This is a genomic window from Telluribacter sp., assembly GCF_035998675.1.
GTDB lineage: Bacteria > Bacteroidota > Bacteroidia > Cytophagales > Spirosomataceae > Telluribacter.
The window spans coordinates 1-16,799 of record NZ_DASYHI010000013.1 but is presented as its reverse complement, the minus strand read 5'-3'; the positions used below and the strand labels follow the sequence as shown (position 1 = coordinate 16,799).

Here is a 16,799-nt window from a genome sequence, read left to right as displayed (position 1 = left end):
CGACCCTCTGGGGCTGCTTTTACACCATTACTAATTCTTTCGTATACTACTGATAGCAGATTATACTAGCGTCCCATTTTTAACCTTGTTTGAGCCGTGACCTCCGGGCTGTCGCGAAGCTGAATGCTGAGAGCTTTATTAGTAAATGCTCTTCGGTCAATGACCAGCGTAATGGGATGAATACCCTGAGGGAGTTCGGCTAGAGTACCCTGTTCCGTAAGTTTCAGAGGCTTTTGCCCCGCCCAGGCAGTCACACCGGCAGTGGAATTAAGGTCTAGCTGTACTTTGCCCGGCGTTAGTACTTCTACCTCAAACCGGACGAGGCTAAATTGCTTACCAGGGCCTGCTTCCACAATAGGCAGTTCATCTACCGGCAGGTCGCCCGATACCTTGCTGTAGGCAGGCTGGAAGGAGAGCTTTGTATTGGTTTTTACGAAGGCCCCTGGGCCCTCAGTACGTAACTTTGTAGCTAGTTCCTTCGAGGGGGCTACGGTCTCCCAGCGGCGCACCAACCGGGTGTTAGGTACACGGTAGTTGCCCGATTCGCCCAACTTAGAGAGGAACCCAACCATATCCCGGAACTCATCCTTGTCCAGACCGGCGGTCAGTCCGGCTGGCATCAGCGAACCGGATACTTTTTCCATGACATCGATCTGACTCTTCGGTACTGCTACTTCCTGTCCCGATACATCGCGCATCACGATTTCGGAGGCTCCGTTGCTGACGAGATACCCCATCACTTCACTGCCGTCCTTTTTGGCAATGCGCTGTAGTTCGTAGCCCTCCTTGATAGAGGCCGTAGGGTAGAGGACGGAGCGGATAATGGTTTCGGCGGGTGAGCTGGTACCGAGGCTGCTCAAATCTGGGCCAATGAGTCCACCGGCACCACCCAGGGCGTGACAGCTAAAGCAGCTGGTCTTGCGATACAGGACTTCGCCCCGTTCCGCATTGGCCGAGGTTTTGACCTCCCGGGCCAGGCTGGTTATCTGCTGATCGTTGAGTTGCTGGGGCATGCGTTCCACGGGTAGAGTACCTCCCGATGCTTCCAGGGCCTGCTTCAGCAGTTTTACCTCGTCGCTCTGGTGGCGGTTCCAGGGAATCAGCCCCTGTATCTTCATCCGGGCTGCTTTGGCCGTAGCTTCCGGTACCTTTCGGGCCATCAACGCTTCGGCCAAGGCCTGGGTTCGCGGCGGCTGGGACATAAAGGGGCGGTACAGTTCGGTGGCATCCGTTTCGGCGGGTAGGGTCTGCATCAGATCCACGGCCAGACGGGCCGCTTCGGCCGCGTCCAGCGATACCAACTGGGCCGTCGCCAGAAGTCGTGATTCCTCCGGACTTTTAGTGCCGGCCAGCTCGGTCAGTACCTGCCGGGCTCTATCTTTATTTAAGAGCGTGAGCGCATTCATAGCCGCTCTCTTTGTGTTCTTATCACCTTTCCTGACCAGATCAACCACGCGGTCCGTCATGGCTTCCATGCGCCAGAGGCCGATCAGGCGGATGGCACTGGCAGCTACGGCCTGATCTTCGTTCTCAATAAATTCGGCAATTCGATTTAGTTCGCGCTCCGGCTTTACGTTCCGCTGACGGGCGGCCTCCTCTAGAGCCGCCAGTTGGGCGGCAACCTGCTTATTTTGTGCGGCATTGCCCTGAACGGCCATGCCTAAGAGTATATTCAGGTCGGCGGGCTTACCATTCCTGGCCAAAGAATTGAGTACATCCTTATGGTAGGCTTCGGGTACCTGACCTTTCTGATAGAGTTGGGCCAACTGCGTGACCGCCTCCGGATTATTTACGGACTTCAGGACAAATGCCGTCTTTTGGGGAGTGCCGAAGAAATCCGGTTCTGTTTTCAGGCGCTTTGTCCACTGGGGCTCCAGCTCCCGGGTAGTCTGCCACAGGGCAAAGTCCAGAAACTCGTCCGTAGGTTGTTCCAGTGCAGTTAGCGCCGTACGGGCTGCTTCGGCTGTTTGTACTTTTCGCAGAGCTATCACCGCCTCAAGGCGTACCTGCGGGTGCGGGTCCGCTACAGCTTTGGTAAGCAGGGCCGGTACATTATTTATTTTAGGATACCATAGCTGTAAAGCCCGGATGCCCGCCGCCCGGGCCTGATGCTTTTCTGCGTTCAGCAGACTAAGTAGCAGGGGCTCGTTCACATTATCCAGGGCCTGGTGTACCCACAGGGCTTCAAGGAGCTGGTGTTCGTAGTTAGGATCTTTTTTGTCCAGACTGGCGGTCCACTTCTGCAGGGCGGGTAGTACCTCCTGGGCACCCCGGCTTTTGAGTACTTGTTTGGCCTGCAGGCGCGTCCAGTCTTCGGGTAGTTTCAGGGCGTCCAGCAGCTCGGGAGTGCTGGCTTTGGTGAGTTTAGGTACTTTGACCAGCGGACGGTTCTTAGCCGTAATGCGCCAGATGCGCCCGTGTTCCTGGTCCCGGCGCGGGTCGTGGAAGTCTACCTCCCCGTGCTGGATGATAGGATTGTACCAGTCGGCCACGTAAATAGCGCCATCCGGCCCCAGGTTGATATCCACCGGACGAAAAGCCACGTGATCGGTCCACAGCAGGTCTTCCACCTGTTTGGATGCGTAGCCACTACCCTGTTCTTCCAGTTTAAACCGGTTGATGCGGTTGGCCCGGAAGTCGTTGGTGATGACGCTGCCCTGCCACGACTCCGGCAGGTGACGTCCTGATATCACTTCCAGTCCGCTGTGCTTGGGCTGCCCCGGATTCAGACCGCGGATGATCCGCTCGGCGCCCGGCGCGGTTACAAAAGTAGCGCCTGGAAAAGCATAGTTAATGCCCTCCAGCCCGGCGCCATCGGTCAGGAAGGATTGCCCCCAGCGGTCAAACTGCAGTCCCCACGGATTGATCAGGCCTTTGGCGTACACGTCCAGTTCCAGGGTATTGGGTTGTAGTTTCCAGACGCCACCGCCTTCCAGTCGTTTGATACCCGACGGGGTTTCGACGTGGCTGTATATGTAGATGGACTGGTTGAAGTACAGACGACCTTCGGGCCCCCAGCGGAAAGTATGGATGAGGTGGTGCGTGTCGGCGGTGCCAAAGCCGGTGAGTACCTGCCTTTTTTTGTCGGCCTTGCCGTCGCCGTCGGTATCCATGAAGTGCAGAGTTTCGGTAGAGTTGGCTACGTACACACCACCATCGCCGGGCAGGATTCCGGTGGGGGTGAGTAAGCCCTCGGCAAAAATGGTAGACTTATCGGCCTTGCCGTCGCCGTCGGTGTCTTCCAGTACAAAAACCTTGTCGTTGGCCTGCTCGCCCGTCTTGACGTGGGGGTAGGCAGTACTACTAACCACCCACAGCCGACCATCGGCATCCCAGTTTATCTGAATGGGCTTGGCTACCAGCGGCTCGGCGGCAAAGAGCGTTACCTCAAAGCCATCCGCAATCTTGAATGACTCCAGTTCGCGCTGCACATCCGGATCGGGATCGTCCCGGCGGTCGTCCTGATGGACCGTAGAGGTAAAGAGCAGCACCAGGGGAATAAAAATGATGCTACGCAGGAGTGGCCTTTTTTTGAGAATATTCATAACTAGTTGAGTTGGCTAAGCTGGTAAACGGGTGATGGGGGCATGCGGCGCAGGGCAATCTGCCCTTCCAGCCAGGTAATGATAAAATTAAGGTCTTCCAGTCCCTTGACGTGCCGCCCCTGCTCGTAGGAGCGGAAACCAACAATGTAGGTGCGGTTCTGCGGGCGGTACTGGTGAAAAAATAGTTCGTTCTTTTTAACGATCATCTCCCGCAGCTGACTCGCCTGAGCCATCAGCGGCCCCTGGGTGAGCGCTACGCCTTCGGCCCACTGTTTGGCCGAAGCGGTAAGTACCTGCGCACCGTCCGCAGTGAGGGTGTAGAACCCTTTTTTGAGGCCGGTAATCCGGATTGTTTGACCATTACCCATTACTCTTCCGTCTTCCTTAGGTGGCGTCAGGGGCAGATAGGGAGCATCCATTGTGAATTTCAGGCTGGATTTGTCTGATTCTGAAACTACTAATTTAACAGGAGCGGAGGCTGTATTGCCTGACTTCGAAGCATTGATGGTATGCACCTCCTGTCGGGCGGGCAGCCCCAAACCATTTTCCAGGGCAGAAGCCAGGTAGTAGTAGCCGGCTTCGTTCAGGTGGATGCCATTGTCGGAAACAGATGTTTTTCTACTAATTTCCTGTATAGGCTTAAAAATATCAATGTACCTAAGCCCTCGCTCAGAAGCCGTACGGGCTATGGCCGCCCCGTAGCGTTCCAGCATGGCATTACGCGGTGCTGTGGTCCCAGGCTCGGCCGACATGACCGGAATGGGGGATAGCAGAATGGCTTTGGCTCCCAGTTCGTTTATTTTATCAAGCAGTTTATGCAAGCCTTCGGTAAAGCGGGGCAGCCCCGCCTCGCCTTCCTGCGCCTCAATACCTCCGTAGGCCACAAAAACTACGGTTGGTTTGGCTTTGGTTAGCTGTTCAATCAGCAAGTCGTAGGGCGTAGGCGGATTGGTGATATAGCTACGGGCTTCGCCAAAGACATTATCGCCCGTCCAGCCAATGTTCCGGTAGGTAACGTTGCGGTCGGGCCAGCGGGTGGTCAGGGCCAGCTCCAGGTACCCATACTGCAGATCATTTTCAAAAAGGGAATTTCCCAGAAAAACCACCCGGTCGCCGTTTTTAAGACTAAAAGCGGCCCCCGTAGGTGGTGTAGTAGTCTGAGCAGCAACCCACGCGCCGGGAAGGGTGAGGAGCCATACGAGCAGGCAGGCCGTAACGGCCCGGACCTTTTTCTGTAACATGTATTTTCAAGAGGTTAACTTACACTAAAAGACAGGGACGCGGGAAATATTTGCTAATCAGAAAAAATAATATCAGGAAATATTTCGCCAAAAGAAAATTGCCAAGGGAGCAGGTACGAAAAGGAGGCGTTCCGGGATAGTAGGTAGTTGACAGAATATCCTTTTACAATGGATATTTCAGGCATCCTTATCCTTGTTCCTATGTACGCTCTTCGCATTCTCTTTCTGGTACTTACCACCATTTACCTGGCACCTGCTACCTATGGTGCCGCTCTGCAAACCAATTCCGCGCAGGATAACGCCAAATACGACCGGGACTACGCCCTGGAAGCTACCATGCTCGGGTACTTTGGGAAGGATGGGGCGCGTAATCCTACGCTTAAAGCCAACAAAGGCGACCGGGTCAGGATTACTATTACGAACGGCGAGCAGATGACGCACGATATAGCGCTGGAAAAACTTGGTATTAAAAGTAAAACGCTTCAGGAAAAGGGTACCAGTACGAGCATTACCTTCGTAGCGCAGCAGAGCGATACCTACTTCTGTACGGTACCGGGGCACCGCGCGGCGGGTATGGTAGGTAGCTTTGAAGTAGTGGAGGGAGCTGTACTTGGTACGTCGGTGGCGGGACAACTGCCCATGAAGAACGAACAGCCCCTGAATTTGGACTTTGAATCAGGTACCCTGAAAGACTGGACCGCCACGGGTGATGCCTTTGCCAAGCCGCTCATTAGCCAGGACCCATCGCCAGTGCATGAGAAAGATATGAAGATTGGTTTTGAAGGAAAGCAGTTTCTGAGCAGCGGCGGCACTACCAATTATAAGCTTACCGGTACTTTAACATCGGTGCCGTTCAAGGTAACGCAGCCCTTTGCCGCCTTCAGAGTGTCGGGTGGAGCCCTGCAGGATACCCGGGTGGAGCTGGTCCGGGCCGATACAGATCAGGTTATCTTTCATATTACCGGTAATGGCCGGGCTACGCTGCTACCAGTGGTAGTGGATTTGCAGCCTCACTTAAACAAAGACATATTCATTCGGATCGTAGATAATGAAACGGGTATTTCCCAGATTCCCTACATCAAAAACGACATTTGGGCGCACATCAATTTTGATGATTTCCGATTCTACCCCAGCCGTCCCAATTTTCCGAATGAGCTAAAACAAAGCGATATTATTGTACTTCCACCCCTTGATCCCGTACTCAACGCCGGACTTTCCGGTGTAGAAGCCGCCAAAGCCATGACTCCGCCCAAAGGATTTAAAGTAACGCTGGCCGCCGCCGAGCCGGATGTGGTACGACCGGTTAGTTTTACCATCGATGCAAAGGGCAGGCTCTGGGTCGTGGAAGCACATACCTACCCAACTCCCGCGCCGGAAGGGCAGGGCAAGGACCGCATCCTGATCATGGAAGACACCAACGGCGACGGTACGCTGGACAGCCGGAAAGTATTTATGGAAGGACTCAACCTGGTCAGTGGAATTGAGGTAGGTATGGGCGGCGTATGGCTGGGGGCGGCCCCGTACCTGCTGTACATCCCCGTTGATGACAAAACCGATAAACCCGCCGGTCCGCCGCAGAAGCTGCTCGACGGCTGGGGTACGCAGGATACCCACGAAGTACTGAATAGCCTCCGCTGGGGACCCGATGGCTGGTTGTACGGTACCCACGGGGTATTTACGCATTCCAACGTCGGTAAGCCGGGCGCTACCGATGCCCAGCGTACCAAGATCAACGCCGGAGTCTGGCGGTACCACCCTACCCGCCATACCTTTGAAATATTCGCCGAAGGCAGCAGCAATCCCTGGGGCATTGATTTCAACGACTACGGCCATCCGTTCATCACGGTATGCGTGATTCCGCACATGTACCACGTCATTCAGGGTGCGCGCTACAAGCGGCAGGCGGGCAAGCATTTTAACCCCTACACCTACGACGATATCAAAACCCACGCCGACCACGTACACTGGGTAGGCGAGCGGGGACCGCACGCGGGTAATTTCCGGTCGGCCTCGGCCGGAGGCGGTCACGCCCACGCGGGGGCGATGATATACCTGGGCAACAGCTGGCCGCAGGAGTACCGCAACCAGATATTCATGAATAATATCAACGGTGCCCGTATGAATATTGATAATCCGACCCGCGCTGGCTCTGGCTACACGGTTACGCACCGCCCGGACTTCATGGCCATGAACGATTCGTGGTCGCAGTGGCTGAACTTCAAGTACGACGCGAGCGGCTCGGTCTGGGCCATCGACTGGTACGACAAGAACCAGTGCCACAGCCCCAACCCGGATGTACACGACAAAACCATGGGGCGGATTTTCAGGATTAGTCACGAAAATGATAAATGGGCAAAGGTAGATTTAACCAAAGCAACCGACCAGCAACTGGTCAACTACCAGCTTCACCCCAACGAGTGGTACGTACGGCAGGCGCGGACCATTCTGCAGGAGCGCGGCCCGAACAAAAAGGTACATGCCGCTCTAAAAAATATCCTCGCTAAAAATCCGGATGCTACCCGTAAGCTCCGCGCACTCTGGACGCTGCACGTCACACAGGGGCTGACCGACAAAGACCTGAATAGTCTGCTGACCCACGACAACGAGTACGTACGTAGCTGGGCCATCCAGCTCATGGCGGAGGACAACAGCGTGTCGCCCGAAGCGCTCAAGCGTTTTGCATCCATGGCTCAAAAAGACAATTCGGCCCTGGTGCGTCTCTACCTGACTTCCGCCATGCTGCGTCTGGAGCCCGGTCAGCGGTGGGAGGTCATGGAGGCCCTTGTGCAGAAAGGCCAGGACAAAGACGACCACAACCTGCCGCTCATGGCCTGGTACGCCGCCGAACCGCTGGCTACCGTTGACGTAAAGCGTGCCCTGCAACTGGCCGAGAAAGCCAAGTTGCCTAATATACTTACTTACATGAAGCAGCGGGTAGAGGCGATAGGTACCGATGAAGCGAAGAAGGCGCTGAGTGACTTTAATGCACGTTTGGGAATGATGGATCACTCGGGGCATTGAGGGGTAAGGTACTTTAATAAAACACGCAGAGTTAGGTGTTAGCTTTCAGCCATTCATAAAATTCAACAGAAGACATGCCGTTAACCCGTTTCAAGGAACAAAAAAAACAAACACTCGAAGAGTTTTACAGCGAATGGGCTTCTTCTGACAATACGATTTCATCAGATTTGGGCAAGGCAATGCTTCGGGTTATTGAGAAAGCCAACCAAACATTTATAGAAACGGCAATTTTTAGCGGAACCTCTCATGCTCATTTGTTACTCTTTACAGCAGAAACCAACGATGCTGACTGGTATGTAGCCATCATTGCAAATGCTGGCGAATATCACATCGAATACAGGATGTCAAAAGACAAGCAGCCCTGGCAAAATGCGACAGTAAAAGGCGCGACAAAGTCTCTGGATGACTTTATGAATTACATTATTATTGCGATGAATGAAAGTGGCGCATGGGCTGAGAACATAGAATTGAAAAGACTATATATGAAACTGAAGGCCGACGATACTCAGGTTCCTTCCAGTGACTCACTCGCGTAAAAGTTGCTGGTAAATAATACCAGCAACGGCGGAAAATTCCCGAACTCGGCCCGAAGCATTCAGACGTTTTTCAAAGAAAGCTGTCAAAAAGCCGGGATCACTAAGAAAGTAACGGTACATACGCTACGCCATAGCTTTGCTACACACCTGCTGGAAAAAGGGACCGATCTGCGCTATATACAGGTACTTTTAGGCCACGAAAGCTCCAAAACCACCGAAATATACACCCACATGACTACCATAGGATTTGATCAGATAATAAGCCCAATGGATGACTTGGAAATATAAGAAACCTTATATAGCTTGTATGCAAATCCTTCTATTTTACCATGCGGGGACTCAATAAGGTAACATTAATCGGTAATTTGGGTAAAGATCGCAGCGGCGCACCGCCCTGATACACAAAGTATAGAGGGAGGTATAAGCGTGACCAAATTTTCACTTGCTACTACTGATCGGACCGCCGCCGCGGATATTCAAAGACTCGAAAGGAGAGAGTCATTCCAACACCGAATGGCACAGCGTGGTTTTGTGGCGTAACATGGCCGACTTAGCCGCCAAATACCTTAAAAAAGGCAGTATGATCTATCTGGAAGGAAAAATTAAGACACGCTCCTACGATGACAAGGAAGGAAACAAACGCTATGTCACAGAGATCATCGGGGAAAGCTTTATTATGTTAGACAAACCCGATGAACTACATCTATAACGGAAATAAACGCAACCAGTTGCGTTTACACAAATGTTGTACGCCATTTATAGAACAAAAATGAATCTTATAAAAAGGATAATGAACATACAATCACAGCTTGAATTTGTAGAAGATAGTGCTGGCCTTCATCAATTAGGTGGGGAGATACCAAGCGATTTCAAAATTCCTGAAAATGAATTCAAGGGTGGCTTTCAATACTTAGGCTTTATTGATAATAAAGACAAGTTCTTCGAATGGCTACCATTTAAGCTCAACTTGATTTGCCCTATCTTCCTAGACTTTGATTACATCTTTCTGGATTACGAAAATCCGAACGAGCCAAAGTTGTTATATCCGCTGAACACTTCTGAAATCACAACGGCTTACGATGAACTGGATAAGGATTCCAGAGTTACATACGACTCTTTGACTTGCTCATTAAAACCTTTCAAAGGAGTAGATGATGACAATGAATTTGAAATAATCGGACTTGCAAGAAAACCCCACTGGATACAATCTGAAGACTACCCAATTTGCCCGAAAACGGACAAGAAAATGAAGTTCGTATGCCAGCTAATGAGCAACGGACATGTAAGGGCCAAGAGTAGAAACTTCAAAAGCGACAGCGACTATTACGAAAAGATATTTGATGAGATGAACTTTTGGTGTGACGGCGCTCTGAAGGTTTTCTTTGAGCCAACTTCAAGGGTGGCATGTTACTTCATACAAAACACATAGAAAAACGGCGTACAACAACAGCTAAACGCCAGCATCGGCCGACGGCCGCCGCCGCCGTTTAGCCCAGCCGTTACCACACATTTTAAAATGACTCGAAATTGGAATGACATAAAATGGATTTTTGAGCCAGACGGTTCTTTAAGGGACATTTATGTTCAGGATGTGACACTTTCTGACTGGGAAAAACTTATTGACTTTCTGATTTTGAATTATGACATAAAGTTTGGGGAAGATGAGAAAAAACAAATTGACAAAGAGTATGTGATAGAATATCTCAGAGACGAAACTGGCGAAATGGAAAGTAAATCGCTGAAAATTGACTTTAATGGAGTTAATATTCATTGTTACTTTTTTCTACCCAACCAAATTGAATTTGACATCGACCCAAAGGAGATTACTGCAATTAAGGATTTTGAAACCATAGAGAAGTTTATGACTTCTATCAGCCAGACACTTAGAAATCAAGTAACTTTGACAGGAGAAAATTCACCAGAGTTCCCTTTATTTAAAATTGACTTTGATAAAAATGTAAACAAAGTTTTGACCGAAAAAGAAGCAGAAGAACTATCAAACAGGCAGAGTTCAATATTGACAGAATTGAATGTAATGAAGACAAGATTAATGATGCGATTCTTCCCAAAGAAATTTGAAAGTAAAGTTTTAAAGAGTGCAAATGAACCATACAGACCGACTGGAAAAGATAAAAACGTGTGGTAACACGGGTTTTGCGTCAGGCGGGCTGACGTGTAAACTTGAAGCTTTGTGCTTCGATTCAAGTTCAGTGCAGGTTGACAGTTTTGTGCTCCGTAACCCGCCCGAACGCAAAGCCCGAAACCGTTACGTTCGTTTCGCTTAAGCATACTTATAAAAAAAGAAAAAAGCACAAACCGCTAACAATACCTAAACGCCAGCCTCGGCCGACGGCCTCGCCCGTCGCTTAGCTTAACCGTTGGCGCTAAATTTGGACCCCACCGGCAATACCACACCGTCGAGTCAGATATCTCCAAATGACATACCCATTTAAAAGTAGCTCATAAAAAGCACCAGCAACGGCAGAATACCTTATCTTTCAGGGACCGCCAATGAGTCACTCGTCCAAAAGTTGCTAGTGAAAAACGCCAGCAACGGCGGAAATTCAATACTTTTACCAGCTAAGATTTAATATATGACGCCATTAGACAAATACAGGCATGCTATCAATGACTTGTGTGAAAAACACAAGGTCAAGCGGCTGTATGCCTTTGGGTCAGTCCTCACCGACAAGTTCACCGAAGCCAGCGATGTTGACCTTATTGTAGATTTTGAACCTATTGACCTATACCAGTACGCCGATAACTATTTCAGCCTCAAGTTCGCCCTGGAAGGTACGCTTCGTAGGTCAGTGGACCTGCTGGAAGAAAAGGCGATAAAAAATCCTTACTTCAGAAATGCTGTGGAAAAACAGCGCCAGCTTATTTATGGAAGTTGAGATCAAAGCATGGGCTTACGATATTGTTTCTGCCCTTCATGAGATAGAGATCTTCCTGGAAGATGCACCAGATTTTGAGATTTACCAAAAAGATTTAAGGACTAAGCGAGCTATTGAAAGGAATCTGGAAATAGTAGGAGAAGCCATGAATCGTATGCTGAAGAAGAAGCCTGACATTGGTTTTACTAATGCCCGCAATATTGTTGAAACACGGAACAGGATTATTCACGGATATGACTCTGTATCAGACGAAATCATCTGGAGTATCATCACCAACAGCCTGCCGAAGCTGAAAGAAGAAGTTGAGCGGTTTCTTGGTGAATAGAAATCAGGTACTTGCGTATGAGTCACTCGCATGAAAGTTACTGGTGCTGTTCCCCAACAACGGCTGCAAACCAGTAGTTATATACAATCTACACCAACCCGATAAGCAATGGATTATTTACAATCAGCCGGAGCAGGCTTAGCCGGTGCCTCTGCACTGACCCTGCTCCACGAAACAGTTAGGAAGTTTAATCCGGATGCCCCGCGTATGGATCTGCTGGGGATGCGTACCATAGACAAGTACCTGCGCAAAGCAGATATACAGCCTCCCCAGGGGAAGCCACTGCATACAGCTGCCTTGGTGGGCGATATTCTTTCAAATACCTTGTATTATAGCCTGGCAGGCGCTGGAAAAAAAGATACCCTATGGCTGCGCGCCGCAGGATTAGGACTGGCAGCCGGTATCGGAGCTATTGTATTGCCCGGACCTATGGGCATAGGCGATGCCCCCAGTTCCCGCACTCCTCAAACCAAAGCCATGACCATTGCCTGGTATCTGGTAGGAGGGCTGGCTACAGCAGCGGTGCTGCATTGGTTCAACAAGGAAAATAAGCCCGGTTCTTATTAACCGAACCTCTCTCTTTGAGGCCGCGCCCGCGGTGGTTCGGACTGGTTCTGAGCCCGGAAGCGAAGCGTTGGTTCACCTTAGACGGTAAGTGACTGCGGGCCAGGCGGCTGGAGCCGCAGCATTTAACCGGGTCATAAGCGCGGCGAGGTGTGCATTTTTTTCGCCTTTGCCGGTGTTATCACCGGCGAATCAGGTACTTGCGGATGAGACACTTCTGGAGAGGTTGCTGGTGAGAAACACCATATTTATAAGTTGTGCGTCATGCTTTGACAACAAAAATACCCCGCATCGTAGCGAGAAGTTGATTTTATCACCGATTAAAACAAGAATGATGGAAAGCCTAAAAGACAGCCCTAAAGTGTACATACCGCCGCCGCTACTTTATGTAGCCACATTTCTGCTAGCAGTTCTTATTCAAAAGCTCCTGCCACTCGGCATAGATTTCTTCCGCAGTACAACATCAAAGATTATTGGCTCGGTGATAATCCTTGTCGGTTTATTTTTCATTTTTCCAGCATTGCGACAGTTCTTCAAGACAAAAAACACACTTGTTACCATTAAACCTGCAAACTCGTTAGAAACGACAGGTATCTTTACGGTAAGCCGCAATCCAATGTACATTAGCTTGATGCTTTTTTACATTGGACTCTCCTTTATAATTGGCAACTGGTGGAATTTTATCCTACTACCTTTTCTGTATATTCTGATTCAAGAATACGTGATTAAGCGTGAAGAGAGATATCTTGACCGCAGATTTGGACAACAGTATCTTGATTACAAATCAAAGGTTCGAAGGTGGCTTTAAAGAGATGTTTTGTAACTGAAGTAGCACGAACGCACAACAGTGTATTTATAAAATTTTTCGCCTTTGCCGGTGTTATCACCGGCGAATTGGAATGATTCACTCGCGTAAAAGCTGCTGTTGAGAAACACCAGCAACGGCGGAATAATTAAGATGTTTCGACTACTACTCATAATTTTATTTTTTATTTGTTCAACGAGCTCTAACGGACAAGGGATATTGAATGGTGTCTACCTTAATGATAGAGATACTTTGACTTTTCGTAAAGACTCGGTTTCTTTCTCCATTATGAGTAATGGTGGGCTTATTTACCCTATGGAAGGATATGGTGTTTATAGACTTACAGATAACTTGCTAATTGTTCGAACGGATAAAAATACGAATAAACCTTCTCAACAAAGGTTACCGCGAGAGTTAGGAGACAGAGACTATTTAGAAAATCGGACATTAGTATTCAAAATTAATAATATGACAGAAAATCAACTAGAATTGGTATTAATTGGAATTAGCGAGAATGCAAATTTCAAAACACCAAAAACTATCAGAGATTTTGAGCGAGATCATAAGAAGTTTATCTATCAAAAGCGCCTCTTAAAAAAGAAATAACTAATGCTAATATTTTCGCCTTTGCCGGTGTTATCACCGGCAAATTAGATACTAACGATTGAGCCATCTATTGAGAAGCTGCTGGTGTTTCTCACCAGCTACGGTCGGAAAGACATTAAGTATAATTTTTGACTAAAAACCAGTACATATAAACACCAATTTAATGCGTTTAAATACACAAAGTTTCCAGATTAAAGGCCACCTTTATGCAATCGTTTTAGTCTTTACGTGCTTCTTTACAAAGCAGGCGAGCGCACAAGCTTCTCAGCAGGTACGACCACGCATTGTAGTCACTGCTGACCCGGAACTTGACGATAACAACTCTCTTATTCGTTTTTTACTCTACAGTAGCGATCTGAACATAGAAGGTCTCATTTATGCCAGTAGCCAATTTCACTGGAAAGGGGATGGCAAGGGAACCAGATGGTTTGTTCCGGGAAGGGAATATACACGTTTTGGACTAAACTTATGTCCGTGTGAATCGTGGCGCTGGGCTAAGGATGAGCGGTTCATTCATGACGCAGTCGACGCCTATGCGAAAGTCTATCCAAACCTGAAAGTGCATAACTCAAACTACCCGGCTCCGGATGATCTGAAATCTAAAATTCGGTATGGGAATATTGAATTCGACGGAGATTTTTCAAAAGACACTCCCGGTTCAAACCTGATTAAATCGTTAATAATGGACGAAAAGCCAGGACCACTGTTTATTACCGCCTGGGGAGGACAGAGTACAATCGCCCGGGCACTCAAATCCATTCAGGAGCAATACGAGTATACAGTAGAATGGGATGCCATCAAAAAGAAGATCTCTCGTAAAATCGTGCTGCTCCCATCTGGTGATCAGGATGATACGTATGCACTCTATATAAAGCCAAACTGGCCGGATATTGAATATCGCCAATTCAGAGGCGGTCCCAACTATGGGTACGGGGCGCAGTTGAGGGCTAAGCAAGAGAACTCTATGTATTTGACCCCATCCTGGATGAAGGAGAATGTGTCAGAGCGCGGACCACTTGGGGCATTGTACCGGGTGTGGGGTGATGGTAAACAAATGGTAAAAGGCGACATGCTGGATTATTTTGGCCTGTCAGGCTATACAAATGAGCAGTTAAAGAAGATGGGTTATGCAGTGTGGATGCCGGTGCAGGAGAAAGGGTCCTGGCTGGGAGAAGGTGATAACCATACATTTATGAACATGCTGGGAAATGGATTACGGGCCTACGAAACAGGTTCTTATGGCGGCTGGGGTGGACGCATGGAAAGCGATAGGGAGGCTGTGACTAATTTTCTTATTCCTGCTGATTCAACAGCCCGAGATACAAGTGCCAACGCAATGGCAACGGCACTAGGCACATTGAATAGCCAGTTAAACAAAAGTGCAAATGAATTGGCTTTTCCTAACTTTTTTCCGCAGGCGCAACTGGATTTCGCGGCCCGACTTAAATGGTCGGTAACACCTAAGTACGCTGGTGCAAATCATGAACCTACTGTAAAAATTGAAGGGCCGCTACATGTACTGGCGGCTGCCGGAGAAAAAATAAGACTCAATGGAGCCGTTTTAGACCCAGATGGAAATGCTGTTTCCATCAAATGGTGGCAGTTCCAGGTAGGGAGCTATCCCAACAAAGTAGTTATTTCAAATCCCACTTCAGTGCAGACGGAGGTGCTAATTCCCAAAGATGCCCTGGGCGGCCAAACCATTCATCTAATTCTTGAGGCAACAGACGATGGGACGCCATCGCTCACCAGGTACCAGCGGGTAATTATCACCGTAAAAAAATAATTGGTTTTGACCTTTTTGGGTTTTCAAACAAGGTCATAGAAAACTGCTGCTGACACGCAGATAGGAGCTATGGTAGCTGACAGGACGCAGCCTCAACCTTAGTTTACTATTTGTAGGCAATTTCAGTGAGACGGAGAGCAATTGAGCAGTAGATAAAACTTTTACATTAGTTCAGCATTCGGTTTCAGTTGTTGGCAGAAGAAACATAGAAAATCGCCACAACACCAAGCCGTTGTAAAATTTGCTGGTGAAGAATACCAGCCACAGAGGAAAAGGGCGTAAACAAAAGGTTCATATATTAGGGTAAATAGTAACAAAATTATAAAGCATAAAAGCACTTTATGAAACAATTGTTAAGTATCTGCCTTTTGATGTTTCTCGCTTTGTATGTGCAAGCACAGAAGAAACCTGCTCCTATTATTGACATACATGCTCATGCGAACCAGGCAAATTTTGCTGGGCAAGTGCCCATGACGATATGCATTCACAATGATGAATTTCCTACTTCATCAACAGGAGTGCATTGGGGTGATACATTGATTGCAGCCGCAAAAAAATGTAAGCATGCTATTGTGTCTGAGCTTACAGATGATGAAGTAATGAATAAAACACTTTCAATTTATAAAAAAAGAAACATTATAGGGGTTACAAATGGAAGGTTGCTCCAAAAATGGATTGATGCAGCTCCCGATCGTATTATTCCAAGTCTTACTTACCGGGCAAACGGCACTGATCCTTCAGCAGATTCGGTGAGAAAGCTTTTTATACAAGGTAAGTATAGGGTTTTTGGAGAAATTGAAGCTCAATATAGGGGAATCAGTGCAGATGATTCCTCATTAGCAGCATATTGGGCTATGGCTGAAGAACTAAATATTCCTGTTGGCATCCATATTGGTCCGGGACCAATTGGCGCTCCTTATCTTGGATGGGAAAAATATAGAGCAAGACTTCACAGTCCTTTGCAATTAGAGGAAGTTCTGATAAAGCACCCAAAGCTGAAGGTTTATATTATGCATGCTGCCTGGCCAATGATCGATGATTTGATCACAGTACTATGGACACATCCTCAAGTATATGTTGACATCAGCGGAATCATTACTGATTTAAATGAAAAGGCTTTTTATTCTTACCTGCAAAAAATCATTGAACCCGGATTTGGTAATAGAGTTATGTTTGGCTCTGACTCAATGATCTGGCCTCAATTAATTGAAGAAGCATTGAAGACTATAGAAAATGCCTCATTCCTTTCAAAGAAGCAGAAACGGGACATTCTTTACAATAATGCAGCAAGATTTTTAGATTTGAGCAAGGAAGAAATAAAAAGACATCACAATTAGATTATGTTTTGGAAACTAATTTGGCATTCTATTTAGGAATATGGTTGCAAAAGCGATTTGTATCATGGCCTCAGAAGATTCTACGGTTTTCTCATAATCCTTAGCCAGTCGGCGTCTGAAATTGAGCCATCCAAAT

Annotated in this window: 16 protein-coding genes; 13 read left to right on the top strand and 3 right to left on the bottom strand. The window is 48.3% G+C overall.

Annotated elements, in window-relative coordinates; all coding sequences use genetic code 11:
* Positions 1–65 precede the first annotated feature (65 nt).
* Positions 66–3,545 (bottom strand): PVC-type heme-binding CxxCH protein, encoded by a 3,480-nt coding sequence (locus VGN67_RS05110; RefSeq protein ID WP_327485699.1) that lies wholly within the window; start codon positions 3,543–3,545, stop codon positions 66–68.
* A gap of 2 nt (positions 3,546–3,547) precedes the next feature.
* Positions 3,548–4,786, bottom strand: a complete 1,239-nt coding sequence (locus tag VGN67_RS05105; protein WP_327485698.1) for a GDSL-type esterase/lipase family protein — start codon at positions 4,784–4,786, stop codon at positions 3,548–3,550.
* A gap of 201 nt (positions 4,787–4,987) precedes the next feature.
* On the opposite strand from VGN67_RS05105, the gene VGN67_RS05100 reads away from it, so the two are divergent.
* The 13 genes from VGN67_RS05100 (at position 4,988) to VGN67_RS05040 (ending at position 16,663) form a co-directional block, all read left to right on the top strand.
* On the top strand, positions 4,988–7,807 hold the full coding sequence (locus VGN67_RS05100) for a PVC-type heme-binding CxxCH protein (protein WP_327485697.1): 2,820 nt from the start codon (positions 4,988–4,990) through the stop codon (positions 7,805–7,807).
* Positions 7,808–7,881: 74 nt separating this feature from the next.
* Positions 7,882–8,343, top strand: a complete 462-nt coding sequence (locus tag VGN67_RS05095; protein WP_327485696.1) for a hypothetical protein — start codon at positions 7,882–7,884, stop codon at positions 8,341–8,343.
* A 3-nt stretch (positions 8,344–8,346) separates the two neighbouring features.
* Positions 8,347–8,631, top strand: a complete 285-nt coding sequence (locus VGN67_RS05090) for a tyrosine-type recombinase/integrase (RefSeq protein WP_327485695.1) — start codon at positions 8,347–8,349, stop codon at positions 8,629–8,631.
* Between the two features lie 235 nt (positions 8,632–8,866).
* The gene (locus VGN67_RS05085; RefSeq protein WP_327486018.1) at positions 8,867–9,052 is read left to right on the top strand and encodes a single-stranded DNA-binding protein; all 186 of its coding nucleotides are present in this window, start codon (positions 8,867–8,869) and stop codon (positions 9,050–9,052) included.
* 60 nt (positions 9,053–9,112) lie between these two features.
* A complete protein-coding gene (locus tag VGN67_RS05080; protein WP_327485694.1) occupies positions 9,113–9,772 on the top strand; it encodes a hypothetical protein in 660 nt (219 codons plus the stop codon).
* Positions 9,773–9,859: 87 nt separating this feature from the next.
* A complete protein-coding gene (locus tag VGN67_RS05075; RefSeq protein WP_327485693.1) occupies positions 9,860–10,489 on the top strand; it encodes a hypothetical protein in 630 nt (209 codons plus the stop codon).
* Between the two features lie 448 nt (positions 10,490–10,937).
* Entirely contained in the window at positions 10,938–11,240 is a 303-nt protein-coding gene (locus tag VGN67_RS05070; protein WP_327485692.1) for a nucleotidyltransferase family protein, read from the top strand.
* Positions 11,200–11,565: a DUF86 domain-containing protein gene (locus VGN67_RS05065; RefSeq protein ID WP_327485691.1), complete on the top strand. Its 366-nt coding sequence runs from the start codon at positions 11,200–11,202 to the stop codon at positions 11,563–11,565. The genes VGN67_RS05070 and VGN67_RS05065 overlap by 41 nt, the downstream gene beginning before the upstream one ends.
* Before the next feature lie 108 nt (positions 11,566–11,673).
* Positions 11,674–12,132 (top strand): hypothetical protein, encoded by a 459-nt coding sequence (locus VGN67_RS05060; protein ID WP_327485690.1) that lies wholly within the window; start codon positions 11,674–11,676, stop codon positions 12,130–12,132.
* 88 nt (positions 12,133–12,220) lie between these two features.
* The gene (locus tag VGN67_RS05055; RefSeq protein ID WP_327485689.1) at positions 12,221–12,937 is read left to right on the top strand and encodes an isoprenylcysteine carboxylmethyltransferase family protein; all 717 of its coding nucleotides are present in this window, start codon (positions 12,221–12,223) and stop codon (positions 12,935–12,937) included.
* A gap of 312 nt (positions 12,938–13,249) precedes the next feature.
* Complete coding sequence (locus VGN67_RS05050; RefSeq protein WP_327485688.1) at positions 13,250–13,540, top strand: hypothetical protein; 291 nt, start codon at positions 13,250–13,252, stop codon at positions 13,538–13,540.
* Between the two features lie 163 nt (positions 13,541–13,703).
* On the top strand, positions 13,704–15,326 hold the full coding sequence (locus VGN67_RS05045) for a DUF1593 domain-containing protein (RefSeq protein ID WP_327485687.1): 1,623 nt from the start codon (positions 13,704–13,706) through the stop codon (positions 15,324–15,326).
* Positions 15,327–15,667: 341 nt separating this feature from the next.
* Positions 15,668–16,663 (top strand): amidohydrolase family protein, encoded by a 996-nt coding sequence (locus VGN67_RS05040; RefSeq protein ID WP_327485686.1) that lies wholly within the window; start codon positions 15,668–15,670, stop codon positions 16,661–16,663.
* Positions 16,664–16,678: 15 nt separating this feature from the next.
* On the opposite strand, the gene VGN67_RS24495 is transcribed toward VGN67_RS05040, so the two are convergent.
* Positions 16,679–16,799, bottom strand: a 121-nt coding sequence (locus VGN67_RS24495) for a transposase (protein ID WP_414717289.1), incomplete at its 5' end; no start/stop codon positions are given.

What these genes read in the sequence shown, in the direction of transcription:
- VGN67_RS05075 (WP_327485693.1), top strand. Translation starts at nt 9,860, where the DNA reads ATGACTCGAAATTGGAATGACATAAAATGGATTTTTGAGCCAGACGGT.
- VGN67_RS05110 (WP_327485699.1), bottom strand. Translation starts at nt 3,545, where the DNA reads ATGAATATTCTCAAAAAAAGGCCACTCCTGCGTAGCATCATTTTTATT.
- VGN67_RS05100 (WP_327485697.1), top strand. Translation starts at nt 4,988, where the DNA reads ATGTACGCTCTTCGCATTCTCTTTCTGGTACTTACCACCATTTACCTG.
- VGN67_RS05095 (WP_327485696.1), top strand. Translation starts at nt 7,882, where the DNA reads ATGCCGTTAACCCGTTTCAAGGAACAAAAAAAACAAACACTCGAAGAG.
- VGN67_RS05060 (WP_327485690.1), top strand. Translation starts at nt 11,674, where the DNA reads ATGGATTATTTACAATCAGCCGGAGCAGGCTTAGCCGGTGCCTCTGCA.
- VGN67_RS05065 (WP_327485691.1), top strand. Translation starts at nt 11,200, where the DNA reads ATGCTGTGGAAAAACAGCGCCAGCTTATTTATGGAAGTTGAGATCAAA.
- VGN67_RS05040 (WP_327485686.1), top strand. Translation starts at nt 15,668, where the DNA reads ATGAAACAATTGTTAAGTATCTGCCTTTTGATGTTTCTCGCTTTGTAT.
- VGN67_RS05105 (WP_327485698.1), bottom strand. Translation starts at nt 4,786, where the DNA reads ATGTTACAGAAAAAGGTCCGGGCCGTTACGGCCTGCCTGCTCGTATGG.
- VGN67_RS05070 (WP_327485692.1), top strand. Translation starts at nt 10,938, where the DNA reads ATGACGCCATTAGACAAATACAGGCATGCTATCAATGACTTGTGTGAA.
- VGN67_RS05080 (WP_327485694.1), top strand. Translation starts at nt 9,113, where the DNA reads ATGAATCTTATAAAAAGGATAATGAACATACAATCACAGCTTGAATTT.
- VGN67_RS05050 (WP_327485688.1), top strand. Translation starts at nt 13,250, where the DNA reads ATGGAAGGATATGGTGTTTATAGACTTACAGATAACTTGCTAATTGTT.
- VGN67_RS05045 (WP_327485687.1), top strand. Translation starts at nt 13,704, where the DNA reads ATGCGTTTAAATACACAAAGTTTCCAGATTAAAGGCCACCTTTATGCA.